General features: G+C 69.0%; 12 protein-coding genes. 9 read left to right on the forward strand and 3 right to left on the reverse strand.

Annotated elements, in window-relative coordinates:
* Nucleotides 1–285: 285 nt before the first annotated feature.
* From OG246_RS39060 to OG246_RS39070, 3 genes are all read right to left on the reverse strand, one after another.
* Nucleotides 286–1,620, reverse strand: coding sequence for a radical SAM protein (locus OG246_RS39060; RefSeq protein ID WP_266473854.1), 1,335 nt, complete (start codon nt 1,618–1,620; stop codon nt 286–288).
* An 83-nt stretch (nt 1,621–1,703) separates the two neighbouring features.
* Nucleotides 1,704–2,369, reverse strand: coding sequence for a pyridoxamine 5'-phosphate oxidase family protein (locus OG246_RS39065; protein WP_266473855.1), 666 nt, complete (start codon nt 2,367–2,369; stop codon nt 1,704–1,706).
* Between the two features lie 148 nt (nt 2,370–2,517).
* On the reverse strand, nt 2,518–3,525 hold the full coding sequence (locus OG246_RS39070) for a hydroxyacid dehydrogenase (RefSeq protein WP_266473858.1): 1,008 nt from the start codon (nt 3,523–3,525) through the stop codon (nt 2,518–2,520).
* 212 nt (nt 3,526–3,737) lie between these two features.
* On the opposite strand from OG246_RS39070, the gene OG246_RS39075 reads away from it, so the two are divergent.
* The 9 genes from OG246_RS39075 to OG246_RS39115 all read left to right on the forward strand — a co-directional run bounded on the left by OG246_RS39075 (nt 3,738) and on the right by OG246_RS39115 (nt 15,624).
* Nucleotides 3,738–4,988 (forward strand): FAD-binding protein, encoded by a 1,251-nt coding sequence (locus tag OG246_RS39075; protein ID WP_266473860.1) that lies wholly within the window; start codon nt 3,738–3,740, stop codon nt 4,986–4,988.
* Nucleotides 4,989–5,080: 92 nt separating this feature from the next.
* Nucleotides 5,081–6,295: an ROK family protein gene (locus OG246_RS39080; RefSeq protein ID WP_266473862.1), complete on the forward strand. Its 1,215-nt coding sequence runs from the start codon at nt 5,081–5,083 to the stop codon at nt 6,293–6,295.
* Between the two features lie 181 nt (nt 6,296–6,476).
* Entirely contained in the window at nt 6,477–7,742 is a 1,266-nt protein-coding gene (locus OG246_RS39085; RefSeq protein ID WP_266473863.1) for an ABC transporter substrate-binding protein, read from the forward strand.
* A 23-nt stretch (nt 7,743–7,765) separates the two neighbouring features.
* Nucleotides 7,766–8,734, forward strand: coding sequence for a carbohydrate ABC transporter permease (locus OG246_RS39090; protein ID WP_266473866.1), 969 nt, complete (start codon nt 7,766–7,768; stop codon nt 8,732–8,734).
* A gap of 59 nt (nt 8,735–8,793) precedes the next feature.
* On the forward strand, nt 8,794–9,609 hold the full coding sequence (locus OG246_RS39095) for a carbohydrate ABC transporter permease (RefSeq protein ID WP_266475023.1): 816 nt from the start codon (nt 8,794–8,796) through the stop codon (nt 9,607–9,609).
* Between the two features lie 39 nt (nt 9,610–9,648).
* Nucleotides 9,649–12,525: a glycoside hydrolase family 2 TIM barrel-domain containing protein gene (locus OG246_RS39100; RefSeq protein WP_266473868.1), complete on the forward strand. Its 2,877-nt coding sequence runs from the start codon at nt 9,649–9,651 to the stop codon at nt 12,523–12,525.
* On the forward strand, nt 12,518–13,693 hold the full coding sequence (locus tag OG246_RS39105) for a sugar MFS transporter (RefSeq protein WP_266473870.1): 1,176 nt from the start codon (nt 12,518–12,520) through the stop codon (nt 13,691–13,693). The genes OG246_RS39100 and OG246_RS39105 overlap by 8 nt, the downstream gene beginning before the upstream one ends.
* Nucleotides 13,694–13,790: 97 nt before the next feature.
* Nucleotides 13,791–14,807, forward strand: coding sequence for an ATP-binding cassette domain-containing protein (locus OG246_RS39110; protein WP_266473872.1), 1,017 nt, complete (start codon nt 13,791–13,793; stop codon nt 14,805–14,807).
* A gap of 4 nt (nt 14,808–14,811) precedes the next feature.
* The gene (locus tag OG246_RS39115; RefSeq protein WP_266473874.1) at nt 14,812–15,624 is read left to right on the forward strand and encodes an ABC-2 family transporter protein; all 813 of its coding nucleotides are present in this window, start codon (nt 14,812–14,814) and stop codon (nt 15,622–15,624) included.
* Nucleotides 15,625–15,626: the final 2 nt, after the last annotated feature.

Consider the following 15,626-nt stretch of genomic DNA (forward strand, 5'->3'; position numbering starts at 1 on the left):
CTACAAAGGAGTTGGGGTCCGTCTCAACGACGGGGCCCGAGCCTTTCACGGTTTCCACACAACTGACAAGCCGCGTATTCAAATGAAGCGGTAAGCGGTTGCGCGGCCAGGGTTCCGGCCTTGCGAGCGCCTTGCGGGCATCCACAGTCTTATACGGAATTGAGGCGCGGAAGTATCAGCGTGACGGCTGGTTCGTGACATGACCGGGCGCAAGCCGCCGGACCGCGGCCGGGGTACGTCCCGGCCGCGGTCCGGCGGCGAGTTGATGACTAGGTGCTTACCCGACTACAGGCCGGCCGGCTCCGTCTCGGGTTCCCGTGCGGGAAGGCTGTCCATGAAGGAGCTGACCGAGAACACCGCACGCCCCGGGCCGGGTTCACCGTATCCGGGCGGCGACTGGAGCCCGAAGTCGTCCATGGTGGCGCGGTAGGCCTCCAGCAGGCGGATGTGGTACTCGAGCGGCGCGCCCTGCGGGTTGGCCTTGCCCAGCGGGGTGGTCGGCTCCGGGCACCAGGTGGTGAAGCGGGGCGTGATGCCGTGCGACATGAAGAAGCGCAGCCCCTCCGTCGTCGACGCGATGGCCTCGTCGACCGTGGTGAAGCCGAAGGGCTCGGCCATCTCCACGCCCGCCACGAAGTTGGGGATCACATTGCGCGCGCCGAAGACCTCCGCCGAGTCGAGGATGCGCTTGTGCCACTCGTCGCGGCCGACGTAGCGCTCCTTGCCCGGGCAGTACATCTTGAAGAGGTACTCGTCCCACACCTCGTAGTTGGGGTGGTAGATCTGCACGCCGTAGTCCTTGAAGCGCTGTACGTCGTCCTTCGGCAGCGCCTGTGCCACGACCTTGCCGATCCAGCGGCCCGGGAAGTGCTCCTCGATGGCCTTGGCGTACATGCCGTAGAAGTCGGCCTCGTCACGGCCCTGGAGCTTGGAGGTGATCGCGCCGCCGGTCAGCGTGTACGCGGTGGACGCCTTGGCGGTGTCGTACCGGTCGATGATCTCCAGCGCCTCGAGGACCTCGTCCACGTCCTTCACGCCGGTGTACGGGCGCCCCGCCGCCTTGTGCTGGCGCCAGTTGTGGTTGATGTCGCAGTACTGGCACTCCTCCTTGGCGCCGAAGTACTGGCAGACGCGGAAGACGGTGAGGTAGATCAGGTAGCCCCACTGGATGGTCGGGGCCACCTCCATCACGGACTTCCCGTTGGAGAGCTTGTGCTTGTAGTACTCGGGCATCGGAGGCACGCCGACGTCGGAGATCCGCTTCCCGTCGAGGTAGAGCCCGAGGACGCCGTGCTCGTCGGCGGCCACGCGGTACGGCGAGGCCGGGTTCACGCGTACGGAGACGACGGTGCGGCGCAGGTCGTACGGGCCACCGGTGAGGATGATCTCCTCGGGCGGGCGCCTGAGTGCGGCCTCGCCCAGCTCGGGCAGGGTGCCGTGGTCGAAGGAGAAGATGAAGTACGACTTCGGCTTGACGTCACCGCCCTCGTTGTCGGAGAGGGCCGACGCGTCGAAGGCGACACCTCCCCGGAGCAGGTCCTCCTTGAAGACGGCTTCCCGCGGCACGTGCGGGAACCGTTCCATCAGATCCTCGACCAGCGCGGTACGGCTGCCGCCCATCCCGATCTCCTCGCTCCCGGCTCACTCAGGCTCAGTGTTCGAGCCCTGTGCTCAACTCCTCACGTTATGCCCCTGCCTGCGCGTCACCCGTGCCGGGTCCCCTCGCGCCGCGCGATGTGTGCCGGAGCCGCGAGGTCCGGGGCCAGCAGGGGATCGGGCTCGGGCGCGCCCCAGGCCGAGGTCAGCGGCAGGGTGCCGGCCCACAGGCCCAGCTCGGCGTCGGGTCCGTCCCCGTCGTCCGGGGCGCCGGTACGGATCTTCACCGAGGCCTCTTCGAGGGACAGCGCGAGCAGGGTGGTCGCCGCCAGCTCCTTGCGGCTGGGCCTTCGCGCGTAGTCCCACTGACCTGGCGTGGCGTGCTCGGTGAGCCGTCGCAGGCCTTCGAGTTTCTCCTCCGGGTCGGTGACCTTTCGCGGCACGCCGTGGATCATCGCGCTCCGGTAGTTCACGCCGTGCTCGAACACGGACCGGGCGAGCACGAGCCCGTCGATGTGCGTGACGGTGACACAGACCGGGCTGTCGGCCGCGAGGCTGCGACTGGCCACCGAACCGTGGACGTACAGCTGCCGCTCGTCCCGCCCGTAGACGGTCGGTACGACCAGCGGGCGCCCGTCGACGATCACTCCGAGATGGCAGACGAACCCCGCGTCGAGGATCGCGTCGAGGTCGGCGCGATCGAGGCTGCCCTGTTCACGCAGGCGGCTGTGGCGGGTGAGGTCGGATTCGGGCAGGCGGCGGCTGTACGTCATGGGCGGATGCTACCGATATCGCATCCAAGTGACCATTGATTGACGTTATTAGTTGCCGGAGCGACCAAGAACAACGATATCCGCACATCGAAAGCAGGTGCGGTTCCGGCCGGGATACCGATGAGACCCGGCCGGAACCCGATGACGGTCACGCCGCCCGGGACAGCGCCTCCCGGTCGACCGAAAAGGCCAACTCCCGCCCGGACAACAGCCGTTCGATCTCCTCCACGACGGTGAGCCCGAGTCGGGCGACCTCGTTGCCCTGGGAACCCGCGAGATGCGGGGTGATGAAGGCGTTCGGAAGGTCGTACAGCGGGGAGTCGGCCGGCAGCGGCTCGGGGGCGGTGACGTCGAGGACCGCGCTGAGCCGTCCGGTGCGCAGCTCGTCGATCAGCGCGTCGTGATCGACGAGCGACCCGCGCGCGGTGTTGATGAGGACCGCCCCGGCCGGCATCAGGGCGAGCTCGCGGCGGCCGATCAGGTGGAGCGTCTCAGGGGTCTCCGGGGCATGGACGGTCACGACGTCACTGCCGCCGAGCAGTTCGTCGAGCGGCAGCAGCGGAACGCCCAGCTCGGCGGCCCCTGCCTCGTCGACGTACGGATCGGCGAGGCTCACCGCGAGGTCGAAGGGGCGGAGCAGGTCGATGAGACGCCGGCCGATGCGGGAGGCTCCGACGATGCCCACGCGGCGGCCGAAGTTGCCGATGCCGGGGATGATCTCCCCGTAGGGGAAGGCGCGTTGGGAGCGGAGCCGGTCCCGGTGCGTGAAGAGGTCCTTACCGGCGAGCAGGATCATGGCGAGGGTGTACTCGGCGACGGGCAGCGCGTTGGCGGCGGCGGCCGACGACACGGCGAGTCCGCGTGCCCAGACCGAGGGTGTCGTGAGGCTCTTGACGGAGCCCGCGGCGTGGAGCACGGCGCGCAGCTTCGGTGCGGCTTCCAGGGTGACTTCGTCGAGGGTCGGGCAGCCCCAGCCGGTGATCAGGATCTCGGTCTCCGCGAGAGCCTCGCGCACCCGGGGGTCGGTGAAGTTCTCGGCCACCAGAGTGGGATCGATTTCTACGGAGTCGCGCAAACGAGCCAGTACCTCCGGCGGGAAAATATGCGGCACGTTCTGGGCGGTCATGGCGAACAAGGCCAACGGACGCTCGGACAAGGAGGCGACCTTCCGGCTCGGCGACTTCATGGATAGCAACCGGTCTCTACGGTAGTTGTCGCCGCGCGGGAGGGTCAATGGACGGGGCGGTGGGTCACGACCACGACTCGACGGACCGCCCGTGGAGGGCCGCGCCCCGGCAAGGTACGTTCCCCCGGTGGCCACTACACCGGCCGCGGCGGACGGCGACTTCCCGGGGAGGGATCACAGGGATGACCGAGACCCTGACCAACTGGGCCGGCAACATCACGTACACGGCCAAGAAACTGCACCGGCCGCACTCGCTCGACGCACTCGCGACGCTGGTGGCGGACAGCCGGAAGGTGCGTGTCCTGGGCAGCGGGCACTCGTTCAACGAGATCCCCGAGCCGGGCGACGACGGCGTACTGCTCTCGCTGACCGCGCTGCCCCCGGCGGTGGACGTCGACACGACGGCCCGTACGGTACGGGTCGCGGGCGGCGTCCGTTACGCCGAACTCGCCCGCCAGGTGCACGAGCACGGGCTCGCGCTGCACAACATGGCGTCCCTCCCGCACATCTCCGTGGCGGGTTCCGTGGCGACCGGCACACACGGCTCGGGGGTCACGAACGGTTCGCTGGCCTCCGCCGTACGCGAGGTCGAGCTGATCACGGCGGACGGCTCGACGGTGACGATCGCCCGGGGCGAGGACGGCTTCGACGGTGCCGTGACCTCGCTGGGCGCCCTCGGCGTCGTCACCGCGCTCACCCTCGACCTGGAGCCGGACTTCGAGGTGAGCCAGCAGGTGTTCACCGAACTCCCCCTGGAGGGGCTGGACTTCGAGGCGGTGGCGGCATCGGCGTACAGCGTGAGTCTCTTCACCGACTGGGGGCGACCGGGATTCCGGCAGGTGTGGCTCAAGCGGCGCACCGACCAGCCGTTCCCCGGGTTCCCGTGGGCCGAGCCCGCCACCGAGGCCGCGCACCCCGTACCGGGCATGCCCGCACGCAACTGCACCCAGCAGTTCGGCGTACCCGGCCCCTGGCACGAGCGACTCCCGCATTTCCGGGCCGAGTTCACCCCGAGCAGCGGGGCCGAGCTCCAGTCCGAGTATCTGCTGCCGCGCGCGAACGCCCTGTCGGCGCTGCACGCGCTGGACGCGATCCGCGAGACGATCGCACCGGTGCTCCAGGTCTGCGAGGTGCGGACCGTCGCCGCCGACCGCCAGTGGCTGAGCCCGGCGTACGGGCGGGACACCGTCGCCCTGCACTTCACCTGGGTCGAGGACACCGCGGCCGTACTGCCGGTGGTGCGGCGGGTCGAGGCGGCGCTCGACATCTTCGACGCACGGCCGCACTGGGGCAAGGTGTTCACCGTGCCGTCGGCGGTGCTGCGCGAGCGGTACCCGCGGCTGGACGACTTCAGGTCGCTGGCCCAGTCGCTCGACCCCGCGGGCAAGTTCACCAACGCCTTCGTGGGGGACTTTCTACACCCCATTTCCTAACCCCTTGTCGAAAGTCCGTCCCAGACCATAGCCTTGCGCCGCGCCGATGCTTGCGAGCCTCGGCACGGGCGCGGGGATCCGAGGGGAGATCGATGAAGCGCGGCACATCACGCGACATCCGCACGGCGAACCGCTACGAGGTCCTGCGCCAGATCATCGCCCGGTCGCCCACCTCCCGGCAGGAGTTGGCGGCGGCCACCGGGCTCAGCCTGGCCACGGTCGCCACGCTCGTCGGCGAGCTGCTCGACCTTCGGATGCTGACCGAGGTCGGGTTCGAGGACTCCGCGGGTGGCCGCCCGCGGGGGCTCGTGGCCGTCAACGCGTCGGGGGGCGCGTTGATCGGCGTCGACATCGCGGAGACGTACGTACGCGTGGAGCTGTTCGACCTCGCGCTGAACGTGCTCGCCCGCGCCACCGAGGACATGCGCCCCGGTGAGAGCCGCCCGGAGCAGGTCGTCGGGCATGTCGCCGCGGCCGTCGGCTCGGTGGTCACCCAGGCCGGGATCGAGGGCGCGCGCGTCCTCGGTGTCGGCGTGAGCGTGCCGGGCCAGGTCGACCGCGAGGACGGGGTGTGCGAGTACGCCCCGAACTGGGACTGGCACGACGTGCCGCTGCTCGAGCTGCTCGCCGAGCACATCGCCTACCCGCTGTACCTCGACAATCCGCTGCGCGCCTGCGCGGTCGCCGAGCTGTGGTTCGGCGCGGCCCGTGGGCGCGGGGACGCCGTGGTCGTCAACCTCGGTACCGGTGTCGGGGCCGGGCTCGTGCTCGGCGGCGGGGTGCACCGCGGGGTCAGCAACAGCGCGGGCGAGTGGGGCCATACGACGCTCGTCCTTGACGGCCGGCTGTGTCACTGCGGGAACCACGGATGCGTGGAGACGTATGTCGGGGCGCCCGGAATCATGCTGAACCTGCGGGAGTTGAGCCCGCGCAGCCCGCTGCTGCACCCCGAGGACCAGACCGCCACGATCGACGCGCTCGCCCGCGGTGTCGCCGCGCAGGACCCGGTGGCCCTCAAGGTCGTGCGGGACACCGCCCGTTACCTCGGTGCCGGGATCTCCGACCTGGTGAACCTCCTCAACCCCGAGGTGGTCGTGCTCAGCAGCTGGGTCGCGGCGACGCTTGGCGAACCGCTGCTCAAAGAGGTCCGCGAGGCCGTCGCCCGGCATGCGCTGAAGCGCCCGTTCGCGGCCACCGAAATCGTCCTCTCCCCCGTTCCGACCGATCCGGTCTGCCTCGGAGCCGCGACGTTCGCCCTGGAAGGGGCGCTCCAGTCGGTCGGCCAACGGCCCGCCAAGCGCAAGTAGTTACCCACCGCAGCGTACAAAGCCCCCGCCTTCAGGGGGCCCGCACGTCCGGTATCCCGAACCAGGCACAACGCTTCGAACAGACTTCGTCCGACCCCTTGCCGAAGCCTTAGCCGAAGGTTAACGTCCCGCACCGCACAGGGAATTGAGCCGCAGCCGTACTAGAGACAAGGGCGTCACCATGTCGGCAATGAGCAGCAGCAACTGGGACCGTCGATCCGTACTGCGAGCCGCCGCGGGCCTCGCCGCACTGGGGCCGCTGGCCGCCTGCGGGAGCAACAACGGGCGCTCCGGGGGCGGGAGTTCGGGCAAGAACCTCACGCAGTACTTCCACGCGTACGGCGAGGCCGGCACCGAGCAGGCCATCAAGAAGTACGCGAAGGCCTACGACAAGGCGAACGTGACCACGCAGTGGATCACCGGCTCCAACTTCGAGAGCAAGCTGTTCTCGGCGCTGCTCACCGACAACGCGCCGGACGTGTTCGAGTTCCACCCGCAGATCCAGCTCGTCGAGAGCGGCCAGGTGGCCGATCTGACCGACCTCATCGCCCCGGTCAAGGACGACTTCAACCAGGCCGACATCGCGTCCCACACGATCGACGGGAAGATATGGGGCATCCGCATGATCGACGACCCCCAGTTCTTCTTCTACCGCAAGTCGGTCCTGGAGGACGCGGGCATCGAACCGCCCGCCACGCTCGACGAGTTGGTCGAGGCCGCGGCCAAGCTCACCACCGACAAGGTCAAGGGCGTCTTCCTCGGCAACTCGATCACGCCCGTCATGAACCCGCTGATCTGGTCGACGGGCGCCAACACACTCACGGACGACAACAAGATCGCGTACCACACGGACGAGGTCGCGGCGGGCCTGAAGCAGCTCCGCACGATGTTCAAGGACGGACATCTGCTGCTCGACGCGCCCGCCGACTGGTGGGACCCCTCCGCCCTCACCCAGGGCCTGGTCGCGATCCAGTGGTGCGGCATGTGGGCGATGCCGGTGATCCAGCAGGCGCTCGGCGACGACGTCGGCATCTTCCCGTTCCCGCAGTCGGCCGACGCGGGCAAGCCCGCGGTCACCAACGGCGGCTGGTCGATGTTCGTGAACGCCAAGTCGAAGAACATCGACGCGGCGAAGGAGTACGTGAAGTGGCTCTGGATCGACCAGAAGGAGTACCAGGAGGACTGGTCCCTCTCCTACGGCTTCCACATCCCGCCGCGCGCCTCGCTCGCCGCCTCCGCCACCAAGCTCAAGTCGGGCCTGCCCGCCGAGGGCGTGAAGCTCTTCGACGAGTACGGGCACTTCGACAACCCGGCCTGGACGCAGGCCATGATCGTCGCCCTTGAGGGGGTCGTCGCCGACACGGTCCGCAAGGGCGGGGATCCGCAGGCCGCGCTCGACAAGGCCGACAAGACGGTCGAGCGCGAGCTCAAGAAGCTGTTCGGATAGGCCGGCGGACGGACCACGACGACATGTCGACCACCACCACGAGCGGTGTCGCCAAGAGCCCCGCCGCTGCCGGGACCCCCACCAAGGTCCACAAGCGGCGCGGCGTCCGCGGCCGCACCCTCAACTTCTGGCTCTTCACCGGCCCGTTCCTGATCGGGCTCGCCGTCTTCGTCTACATCCCGATCGGCTGGAGCGCGTACCTCTCCTTCTTCGAGGCGCGCTACACGGTCACCCCCAGCACGTTCGTCGGCTTCGACAACTACTCGTACATGCTGACGAACGACAAGTTCACCGAGTCCCTCGTCACCTTCACCGTCTTCGCCGCCTTCATCGTGCCCGTCACCTGGGCGTTCTCGCTGGGCCTCGCGCTGCTGGTGAACCGGCTGCGCTTCATGCGGGCGTTCTTCCGGTCGGTGTTCTTCCTGCCGACCGCGGTCAGTTTCGTGGCCGCCTCGCTGATCTGGAAGATGTCCATCTTCAGCGGGGTCCGCTTCGGCCTGATGAACACCGTCATCGGCTGGTTCGGTGTCGAGAACATCGCCTGGCTCGCCAACCCCAACCCGCCCTGGTACTGGCTGGTCATCGTCACCGTGCGCCTGTGGCTGCAGGCCGGCTTCTACATGATCCTGTTCCTGGCGGCCCTGCAGAACATCCCGCCGGAGCTGTACGAGGCCGCCGCGATCGACGGTGCCAAGCGGGGCTGGCAGACCTTCCGGCACATCACGCTCCCGCAGCTGCGCGCCACCTCGACCGCAGTGATCCTGCTGCTGCTCGTCGCCGCCTTCCAGGCCTTCGACGAGTTCTTCAACCTCCTCGCCAAAACCACCTGGGGCCGCCCGCCGTTGGTCGAGCTGTACTACACGGCGCTGGGCGAGAGCCAGGACTACGGCGCGGGCAGCGCGGGCGCCATGATCCTGACCCTGCTGATCTGCGTCGTGACCCTCGCACAGGGCAGGTTCATGGGCTTCGGAAAGGGTGAGGAGGCCAAGTGACCACCACAACACCTCCGGTCGTCGGCAAGCCGCGTTCCGTGCGGCGGCGCGGCGGCGTCATGAGCAGCGCCGGTCTCTACTTCGCGGCCGGCATCGGCGCAGCGCTGTTCCTCGTCCCCTTCTATCTGATCGTCCGCAACGCCCTGTCCACGGACGCGGAGATCACCGGCGAGAACTGGAAGTGGTTCCCCACCGACATCCAGTGGGGCAACCTCACCGAGCTGTTCGACGACCCCACGGTCCCCTTCGCACAATCCCTGTGGAACTCGACGGTCGTCGGCATCCTGCACACCGTCGGCACCCTGTTGGTGTGCTCGCTGGCCGGGTACGGCCTGGCCCGCATCCCCTACAAGCACTCCAACAAGATCTTCTACGTCGTCCTGGTCACCCTGATGGTCCCGACCGCCGTCACCTTCGTGCCGAGCTTCGTGCTGGTCTCGTCCCTCGGCTGGGTGTCGAGTCTGCAAGGTCTCATCGTCCCGGGGCTTTTCAGTGGTTTCACCTGCTTCCTGTTCCGGCAGTACTTCCTGGGGTTCCCGAAGGAGCTGGAGGAGGCGGCGCGGGTGGACGGGCTCAGCTACTGGGGCGCGTACTGGCGCATCGTCGTGCCCAACTCGCTGAACTTCTTCGCCGCGATCGCCACCATCACCTTCATCAGCGGCTGGAACGCCTTCCTGTGGCCCCTGGTCATCGGCCAGGACCAGGAAGCCTGGACCGTGCAGGTCGCGCTCTCCTCGTACATGACCAACCAGACCGTCAACTTCCATCTGATCTTCATGGCGACCGCGATTTCCATCCTGCCCCTGGTGTTCGTCTTCCTCTTCCTCCAGCGCTGGCTGGTGCAGGGGATCGCACAGACAGGCATCAAGGGCTGACACAACTCGCTCAAGACCACTCCCAAAACCTGGAGACCCATGTCCTTCCGCACCACTACCGCCATTGACTACGTCGAGGACGTCTCACCCGGCAGCGGGGCGCTTCCGCCACGGGCCTGGTACGCGTCCTCGGATGCCCGGTCCTTGTCACTGAACGGCAGTTGGCGCTTCCGGCTCTCCCCCACCGCCGATGCCGAGGACGACTCCTTCGCGGCGGAGGGGTACGACGCCGGGGACTGGGCACAGGTGTCGGTCCCCGGCCACTGGGTCCTCCAGGGCGACGGAGCCTTCGGCGCGCCGATCTACACCAACCACCTCTACCCGTTCCCGGTCGACCCGCCGCGGGTGCCGACCGGGAACCCGACCGGTGACCATCTGCGAGTCTTCGATCTGCCCGAGGAGTGGCCCGGGGACGGCGGCTCCGTGCTCCGTTTCGACGGTGTGGAGTCCTGTGCCCGGGTCTGGCTGAACGGCACGGACATCGGCGAGTTCAAGGGCTCGCGGCTGCCGCACGAGTTCGCGGTCGGCCATCTGCTGAAGCCGGGCGGCAATGTGATGGCGGTGCGGGTCCACCAGTGGTCGGCGGGCTCCTATCTGGAGGACCAGGACCAGTGGTGGCTGCCGGGCATCTTCCGGGACGTCACGCTGCTGCACCGTCCGGCGGGCGGCGTGCTCGACCACTTCGTGCACGCGTCGTACGACCATGTCCGCGGCGAGGGGACCCTGCGCGTCGACTCCGATGTCGACGGGCGGGTCACCGTGCCCGCCCTGGACATCGATGTCGCCACCGGCGAGTCGGTGACCGTGCCGGTCCAGGCGTGGACGGCCGAGACGCCCCGCCTCTACGACGGGGTGCTGACGACGGAGGGCGAGCGCGTCCCCCTGCGGATCGGTTTCCGCACGGTCGTGCTTGAAGACGGTCTGATCAAGGTCAACGGCAGGGCGCTCCTCTTCAAGGGCGTCAACCGGCACGAGTGGCATCCGGAGCGGGGCCGCGCCCTCGACCTGGAGACCATGCGGCAGGACGTGCTGCTGATGAAGCGGCACAACATCAACGCCGTGCGCACCTCGCACTACCCGCCGCACCCCGCCTTCCTCGACCTGTGCGACGAGTACGGCCTCTGGGTCATCGACGAATGCGACCTGGAGACCCACGGCTTCACCGAGCAGGCCTGGCGCGACAACCCGGTGGACGACGAGCGCTGGACCCCGGCGCTCCTTGACCGCGCGTCCCGGATGGTCGAGCGCGACAAGAACCACCCGTCCGTCGTCATCTGGTCCCTCGGCAACGAGGCCGGCACCGGGCGCGGGCTCACCGCCATGGCCGAATGGATCCGCGGCCGGGACCGCTCACGGCTCATCCACTACGAGGGCGACATCAACTGCCGTGACACGGACGTGTATTCACGGATGTACGCCGAGCACACGGAGGTCGAGCGGATCGGCCGGGGCCTGGACGGCGGATCGCACGTCCGACGCCAACTCCCCTTCATCCTCTGCGAGTACGGGCACGCCATGGGCAACGGACCCGGCGGACTCGCCGACTACCAGCGGCTGTTCGAGTCGTACGACCGCATCCAGGGCGGGTTCATCTGGGAGTGGATCGACCACGGCATCAAGGACGAGCGCTACGGGTTCGCGTACGGCGGCGACTTCGGGGAGGAGCTGCACGACGGGAACTTCGTCTGCGACGGGCTGCTGTTCCCGGACCGGACTCCGTCACCCGGTCTCGTCGACTACAAGAAGGTGATCGAGCCGGTCCGTATCGAGGGCGACGGGGCGGACGGCAGCGTCCGCGTCACGAACGCGTACGACTTCGCCGACCTCTCGGCGCTCGCCTTCGAGTGGTCGTACCGGGTCGACGGGGAGACGGTGGAGGCGGGCGCGCTGTCCGTGCCCCCGCTCCTGCCGGGCGAGTCGGCCGTTGTGAAGCTTCCGGCCTCGCCCGCGGACGGTCGGGGGGCCGAGACGGGGTGGACGGTACGGGCGGTGCTCGCAGCGGAGACCGCCTGGGGTCCGCAGGGCCATCAGGTGGCCTGGGCTCAACTGCCCGCCACCGAGAAGGTGTTGGGTCAGGTGGCGCAGTCCGACAGGCCGGCGCTCGGCGTGCGGCAGATCACCCTGGGCCCGGCCGCCTTCGACGCCCGTACGGGCGCGCTGAAGACCATCGGCGGGGTCGACGTCACCGGGCTGCGCCTCGACGTGTGGCGCGCCCCGACCGACAACGACAACGGCGCGTCCTGGCAGCCCGACATCCGTTACGGCCCGCTCTGGCGCGAGCTCGGGCTGCATCGGATGCAACACCGGCTGGATGCCGTGGAGTTGACCGACGACGCCTTGACCGTACGGTCCCGGGTGGCGCCCGCTGCCCGTGAGGTGGGCCTGCGCACGGTGTACCGGTGGACGTCGGACGGGACGCGGCTGCGGCTGACCGTGTCCGTGGCGCCCGAGGGCGACTGGACGCTGCCGTTGCCGCGGCTCGGGATCCGGCTCGGGCTGCCTTCGTCGGCGGACCGGGTGAAGTGGTTCGGCGGCGGGCCCGGTGAGGGATATCCGGACACGAAGTCGGCGTCGATGGTGGGGCGTTGGGAGTCGTCGGTGGACGAGCTGCAGACCCCGTACGTCCGTCCGCAGGAGAACGGTGCGCGGGCCGATGTCCGCTGGGCGGAAATCGGTGGACTGCGCATGGAAGGTGATCCATCCTTCTGGTTCACGGCCCGCCGCTGGACGACGGAGCAGCTCGACGCCGCCGACCATCTGACCGATCTGGAACCGGGCGACACGGTCTGGGTCAACCTCGACCACGGACAGCAGGGCATCGGCTCGCAGTCGTGCGGACCGGGTGCGCTGCCTCAGTACCAACTGCGGGCCGCTCCCGCGGAGTTCTCGTATCTCTTCTCGGAGATTCATGACTGACACCGTCATACAGCCCGCGGCCGGTCGGCTCTTCACCCGACCGGCCGCGATCGCGTCCTGCGTCGGATTCGTCCTCATCGGCATGCTCCAGGCGCTCTACGGGCCCGCGGTTCCCGGGCTGCGCGAGGAGTACGGCCTGTCCCCATCCGCCGCCGGGCTGGGTCTCAGCCTGCACTTCACCGGCGGCGTCGCGGGCGTCCTGGCCTTCAACGCGATCCACTCCCGGATCAGCAACAGGGCTTTGCTGGCGGCGAGTTACGTCCTGATGGCGGCGGGCGGCGCGGGCTTCGCGCTCGCCCCCAACTGGCCGCTCGCGCTGGCCGCCGCCTTCCTCGGCGGCCTCGGTTTCGGCGGCATCGACTACGGCCTCAACCAGCTGTTCGCGGTCGGCTTCGGCGACCGTTCGACGGCGATGCTCAACGTACTGAACGCGCACTTCGGGATCGGTGCGGTGCTCGGTCCCGCGCTCATCGCCTGGACCGGGCCAGACGACTACCCGTACGCCTTCGGGGCGTGTGCCGTGCTGGCGGGGGCACTGATCCTGTGCACGGGCGGCGTCGGGAGCCAGGCGCCGTCGCCTCCCGCCGAGAAGGCGCGGGATTCCAGCGGCCTGCTTTCGCGCGTCCTGGTCGGCTTCCTCGTCCTCTACATCCTCAACGTGGCGGTCGAGGCAGGCGTGGGCGGCTGGGAGCCCACCCACCTGGAGACCGTCGGTTACAGCGCGACCGTCGCCGCCTCCGCCACCTCGGTCTACTGGCTGATGATGACGGTGGGCCGCTTCCTGGTGGTGCCGATCACCCTGCGGTACGCGCCCGAGCGCATCCTCGCGGTCTGCGCGGCCGGCATGACGGCGTGCCTGCTGCTTGCGCTGATACCGGGGGCGGCACCGGTGGCGTACGCCGGTGTGGGCCTGTTCATCGCGCCGGTGTTCCCGACCGGGCTGCCCTGGCTGAACCAGGCCCTTCCGGGGGCCAAGCGGGCGGGCGCCTGGGTTATCGCCGCGTCGATGATCGGCGGGGTGGCGGCCCCGCCGCTGCTTGGCGTGGGCATCGAGGCGTCCGGGATTCACGCGGTGCCATGGCTGTTGACCGTGTTGTCAGGCGGATCGCTGGTGGCGACGGTGTGGCTGGTGCGGCTGACGAGACGGTCGTCGGCGGAAGGGGTGTGAACAGGGTCAACAGCAGGTGAGACGTGAGCGGCGCGCCAACAGCATGCACGCCGCGCACAGGGCGATCGACGTGAAGGGGTCAACCAGCGTGAACGCTGTGAACGAAAGCATCCAGGTCCGTGGACTCTCCCGGACCTTTCACACCACCGTCCGCCGCCCAGGTTTCGCGGGCGCGCTCAGATCGCTGGTCAACCCGGAGCGCGTCGCCAAGGACGCCGTCTCCGACATCACCTTCGACGTCGCCCCCGGCGAACTCCTCGCCCTGCTCGGCCCGAACGGCGCCGGCAAATCCACCACCATCAAAATGCTCACGGGCATCCTCACTCCCACGTCCGGCGAGGCGCGCGTCGCGGGAGTGGTCCCCTACCTGGAGCGGGAGCGCAACGCCCGCAACATCGGCGCCGTGTTCGGGCAGCGCACCCAGCTGTGGTGGGACCTGCCGGTGCGCGAGTCGTTCTCAATCCTGCGGGACATCTACGAGGTGCCCAAGGCCGAACACGCGGTCCGGCTGCGGGAGTTCGACGAGCTCCTCGATCTCTCCTCCTTCTGGGACACCCGCGTACGGCACCTCTCCCTCGGCCAGCGGGTGCGCTGCGACCTGGCCGCCGCGCTGCTGCACGATCCGCCGGTCGTCTTCCTCGACGAGCCGACGATCGGCATGGACGTGGTGGTCAAGGAGCAGGTGCGCGAGTTCCTCCGATACCAGGTGGAGGAGCGCGGCCGGACCGTCCTGCTGACCACGCACGACATGACGGAGGTCGCGAGGCTCGCCGAACGAGTCGTCCTGATCAACCACGGTCGGCTCGTCCTGGACGGCACCCTCGACGAGATCCGCCGGAAGTTCGGCTCGACCTGGCAGGTGCGGGCCACGCTCGCCGATCCGCACGCGCCCGTGGATCCACTGCCGCCGGGGATCGCGCTGCTTCGGCGCGAGGGCCCGCAGCTCGTGTTCGGACCGGCGGAGGGCGCCGCCTCGCCCACCGTCCACCAGGCACTGAAGCAGGTCATCGAACGGTACGAGGTCAACGATGTCGCCCTGGACGAGGCCGACTTGGAGGACGTGATGCGGGCGGCCTACCTGCGCGAGGTGCCCGTACAGGCGCAGGGAGGCTGACCCCATGGCCCTGCCCTCCGCCCCGCGCGCCTGGCGCGTCACCCGGGTCACCCCGCTCGGCGAGCTGCACACACCTCCCCGGATCACCGCGGCCCTGCTCCGGCTCACCGTGCAGGTGGTGCTGGTGGCCTCGCTGTGGCACGGCCTGTACGAGCAGACCGGCACGACCGCCGGACTCACCCGCGACCAGGCCGTCACGTATGCCGTACTCGCCGTACTGGCCACCCGCATCAGGGAGTTGGACCAGTACGCGGGCCGGGACACGGTTCTCCAGCACATGCACTTCGGCACGATCGTCTACTGGTACCTGCGTCCGCTCTCGCCCGGGCGCTACTACGCCCGGCGGGCCCTCGGCGAGCAGCTCTACGGGCTCATCTGGGTGCTCGCCGGATACCTGGTCTGCCTGGCCGCCGGCGTGATCGAACCGACCAAGTCCCCTGCCGCGACAGGGGTGTTCATGCTGAGCGCACTGCTCGGCCAGTGGGTCCTCTACTACATCATGCTCACCCTCGACCAGCTGTGCTTCTGGACGCTCCGCAACGGCGCCGCGATGATGATCCTGATCTTCGCGCAGAACCTGCTGGCCGGGGTGTACGCGCCGCTGTGGTTCTTCCCCGACTGGTTCGTGACTATGAGCGGCTTCCTCCCCTTCCAGGCGACGCTGAGTGTGCCGCTGTCGCTGTACGTCGGCCGGATCCCGCTGTCGGACGCGGGCCCCCAACTCGCCGTACAGGCCGCCTGGGTGGTGGCACTCGCCCTGCTCACCCGCCTGCTGTGGCGGCGCGCGGCCCTCCGCGTGATCTCCCAGGGAGGCTGAAC

The organism is Streptomyces sp. NBC_00620, assembly GCF_026341825.1.
In the GTDB taxonomy this organism is placed as follows: Bacteria; Actinomycetota; Actinomycetes; order Streptomycetales; family Streptomycetaceae; genus Streptomyces.

What these genes read in the sequence shown, in the direction of transcription:
- OG246_RS39060 (WP_266473854.1), bottom strand. Translation starts at nt 1,620, where the DNA reads ATGGGCGGCAGCCGTACCGCGCTGGTCGAGGATCTGATGGAACGGTTC.
- OG246_RS39065 (WP_266473855.1), bottom strand. Translation starts at nt 2,369, where the DNA reads ATGACGTACAGCCGCCGCCTGCCCGAATCCGACCTCACCCGCCACAGC.
- OG246_RS39075 (WP_266473860.1), top strand. Translation starts at nt 3,738, where the DNA reads ATGACCGAGACCCTGACCAACTGGGCCGGCAACATCACGTACACGGCC.
- OG246_RS39080 (WP_266473862.1), top strand. Translation starts at nt 5,081, where the DNA reads ATGAAGCGCGGCACATCACGCGACATCCGCACGGCGAACCGCTACGAG.
- OG246_RS39085 (WP_266473863.1), top strand. Translation starts at nt 6,477, where the DNA reads ATGTCGGCAATGAGCAGCAGCAACTGGGACCGTCGATCCGTACTGCGA.
- OG246_RS39090 (WP_266473866.1), top strand. Translation starts at nt 7,766, where the DNA reads ATGTCGACCACCACCACGAGCGGTGTCGCCAAGAGCCCCGCCGCTGCC.
- OG246_RS39095 (WP_266475023.1), top strand. Translation starts at nt 8,794, where the DNA reads ATGAGCAGCGCCGGTCTCTACTTCGCGGCCGGCATCGGCGCAGCGCTG.
- OG246_RS39100 (WP_266473868.1), top strand. Translation starts at nt 9,649, where the DNA reads ATGTCCTTCCGCACCACTACCGCCATTGACTACGTCGAGGACGTCTCA.
- OG246_RS39105 (WP_266473870.1), top strand. Translation starts at nt 12,518, where the DNA reads ATGACTGACACCGTCATACAGCCCGCGGCCGGTCGGCTCTTCACCCGA.
- OG246_RS39115 (WP_266473874.1), top strand. Translation starts at nt 14,812, where the DNA reads ATGGCCCTGCCCTCCGCCCCGCGCGCCTGGCGCGTCACCCGGGTCACC.